Annotated in this window: 2 protein-coding genes; both read left to right on the forward strand. The window is 59.8% G+C overall.

What is annotated here, in order from left to right; translation table 11 throughout:
• Window positions 1-25 precede the first annotated feature (25 nt).
• Window positions 26-1,693, forward strand: a complete 1,668-nt coding sequence (locus AC1DLV_RS30205) for an arylsulfatase (RefSeq protein ID WP_476836345.1) — start codon at window positions 26-28, stop codon at window positions 1,691-1,693.
• A gap of 102 nt (window positions 1,694-1,795) precedes the next feature.
• Window positions 1,796-2,337, forward strand: a 542-nt coding sequence (locus AC1DLV_RS30210) for an HAD family hydrolase (RefSeq protein ID WP_476836346.1), incomplete at its 3' end; no start/stop codon positions are given.

The raw sequence follows: 2,337 nt of genomic DNA on the forward strand, positions 1-2,337 counted from the left end.
AGCCTGTGTTGCAGCGGCAACGGCCATGGCCGCCGCGCTTTTAAGCAGCACCTCGATGGTCCAGGCGCAGGAACAAACCAAGCCGAACATTCTGTTCATCATGGGTGATGACATCGGCTGGATGCAGCCGAGCATCTACCATCAGGGCCTGATGGTTGGGGAGACGCCCAATATCGATCGCATCGGCCACGAGGGTGCGAARTTCATGACCTATTATGCCGAGCAGAGTTGCACGGCTGGTCGCACCGCCTTCATCACCGGCATGCAGCCGGTGCGGGTCGGCATGGTCCTGCCGGAAATTCCCGGAAGCCCATCCTACCTGCGGGCCGGTACGCCTCACCTCGCCAAGTTCCTCTAYGATCTCGGCTACTCGACAGGCGAGTTCGGCAAGAACCATCTCGGAGATACCACCGAATCCCTGCCGACAGCGCACGGGTTCCAGGAATTTTGGGGCTACCTCTATCACCTCGACGCCATGCAGGGGGTGAGCTTCCCAGACATCAACAAGACACCAACCGAGCAGGGGATCGCGCCGCCTTGCAAGAACACGCCGATCCCAGGACTTGCGGTGGATCCCACGGCAGTCGATGCCAAAACGACGACATGCCTTACGCCGCCGCGTCCGATGCTCGCGTGCACRTCCTCCGACGGATCCCCGGCAAATCAATCCTGCAAGGATGAGGGGCCGCTGACACTGGAGCGGTCCAAGACCGTCGACGAGGAAATTTCCGGCAAGGTCATCGACTTCCTCGATAGGAACGATCCGAAAAAGACCAAGAAGCCATTCTTTGTCTGGTACAACCCGGCGCGCATGCACATCACGACCGTATTGCCGGACAAATATTTGAACATGGTCGGTGAGCCCGGCGGCAAGGACTGGGGCATYAACGAAGCCGGCATGAAGCAGATGGACGACAACATCGGCTACGTGCTGAAGAAACTGGAAGAGATGGGCGAGCTCGACAACACGATTGTCGTCTTCACCACCGACAACGGCGCCGAGACGATCACYTTCCCAGATGGYGGCACGACCCCGTTCAAGGGCGGAAAGCTCAGCACCTGGGAAGGCGGCATGCGTGCCCCGCTGGTCGTGCGCTGGCCMGGACACATCGARCCYGGMACGGTMAAGAACGACATCTTCGCCTCGCTGGACTGGCTGCCSACSCTYGTCGACATCGCCGGCGGSCCCAAGGGCGACGGGYTGAARAAAGAGATCGAGGCTGGCAAGTATCCWGGGATCGTCAAGACCACGCTCGACGGGATCGATCAGCGTGAYTTCCTGGAAGGCAAGTCACCCTCCGCGCGCGACTCTTTCCTGTACTATTCCGGCAAGGAGCCGTCGGCAGTCCGCTACAAGAACTGGAAGATGTATTTCGCCATGGTCTCCGACGATCCGGCTGGGTTCATTCATGGTGTGCAGCCMTACTCCTGGACGCAGGTTGTCAACATCAAGCGCGATCCGTTCGAAACCTCGGTCGGCCAACAGATCAAGACGCTCTTCGGTATGGCCGGCTCCATCGCCTCTCCGTCGACGGCCTATGTCTATGACTGGAACATCCTGCCMATCGGCCAGCAGTTGTGGCTGAAGCATCTCGAGAGCTACATCGCCTATCCGCCGCTTCAGGACCCTGCCAGCTACAATCTGGAGCAGGTGATGCAGCAGGTCAAAGATATGAAGACAGGTCACGACTGACGCGCCCCGCCAATGCCGGACGCCCCGTCACCGGGGCGTCCGATGCCAGGTGCCTTCCGGCAGCATCCCGCACCGAACCACATCAACGATGGGGAGTTCAAGATGCACGCATTCTCCAAATTCGTAGGCGGAGCGCTCATTGGACTTTACGCATTATTTGCGGTGGCATTTGCGCAGGCCCAGACCGATCCCCTGCCGTCATGGAATGACACCGGCCCAAAGGCAGCGATCGTTGCCTTTGTCGAGAAAGTGACCAAGGCGGGTTCGCCCGACTTCGTGCCGGAGCCCGAACGCATTGCTGTATTCGACAATGACGGTACGCTGTGGATCGAGCAACCCATGTACGTCCAGCTTGCCTTCGCGCTCGATCGGGTCAAGGCCGAGGCGCAGAACCATCCCGAATGGGCAACCACCCAGCCGTTCCAGGCGGTGCTTCAAGGCGACATGAAGGCGCTCGCAGCAGCTGGCGAAAAAGGCCTGATGGAACTCATCATGGCGACGCACGCCGGGATGACCAGCGACGAGTTCCAAAAGATCGTTACCGATTGGATCGCGACCGCGCGTGATGGTCGGTTCAAGCGCCCCTACACCGAACTCGTCTACCAGCCGATGCTCGAATTGCTCGCCTATCTACGCGCCAACGG

The organism is Aminobacter sp. 01T433, assembly GCF_056398585.1.